This is a genomic window from Oleiphilus sp. HI0125, assembly GCF_001635355.1.
The window spans coordinates 1-618 of record NZ_LWGF01000458.1 but is presented as its reverse complement, the minus strand read 5'-3'; the positions used below and the strand labels follow the sequence as shown (position 1 = coordinate 618).

The 618-nt window shown below is 45.5% G+C and carries 2 protein-coding genes; both read right to left on the bottom strand.

From position 1 onward, the window contains the following. Positions 1 to 4: 4 nt before the first annotated feature. Positions 5 to 538, bottom strand: coding sequence for a 50S ribosomal protein L6 (gene rplF, locus A3762_RS06060; RefSeq protein WP_068475221.1), 534 nt, complete (start codon positions 536 to 538; stop codon positions 5 to 7). An 11-nt stretch (positions 539 to 549) separates the two neighbouring features. Further along, positions 550 to 618: 30S ribosomal protein S8 (gene rpsH, locus A3762_RS25695; RefSeq protein WP_156493284.1), on the bottom strand; the 69-nt coding region annotated here is incomplete at its 5' end.

Genomic DNA, 618 nt, shown 5'->3' with positions numbered 1-618 from the left:
TCACCTATTTCTTCTTGGCTTCTTTACGTCTGACGTGCTCATCAGCATAGCGAACACCCTTGCCTTTGTATGGCTCTGGCGGACGGTAAGCTCTGATTTCAGCAGCGACCTGACCAAGCTGTTGTTTATCAACGCCTTTAAGTACGATTTCAGTTTGTGAAGGCGCTTCAGCCTTAACACCTGATGGCAATTCGTACTCAACTGGATGTGAGAAGCCCAAGTTTAAATTCAATTTTTGACCTTGAACCTGAACACGGTAACCAACACCAATAAGCTGTAATTTTTTCTCGAAACCAGCAGTCACACCTACAACCATGTTGTTAACAAGTGCACGCGTTGTTCCTGACATCGCTCGAGAGAATTTGCTGCCATTTTTTGCAGCAAAAGTAAGTACTGAACCATCTTGAGTAATTTCTACAGCAGGGTTCACTTCCATAGAAAGTGTGCCTTTACCGCCTTTAACTTCAAGTTGGCCGTCAGCAAGCTTAACTTCAACACCAGAAGGAAGCTCAACTGGACTATTAGCAACTCTAGACATGCAAACCTCCCTTAGAATACTGTACAGACAACTTCGCCGCCGATACCCGCTTTACGAGCAGCACGGTCAGTCATCACGCC

What these genes read in the sequence shown, in the direction of transcription:
- rplF (WP_068475221.1), bottom strand. Translation starts at nt 538, where the DNA reads ATGTCTAGAGTTGCTAATAGTCCAGTTGAGCTTCCTTCTGGTGTTGAA.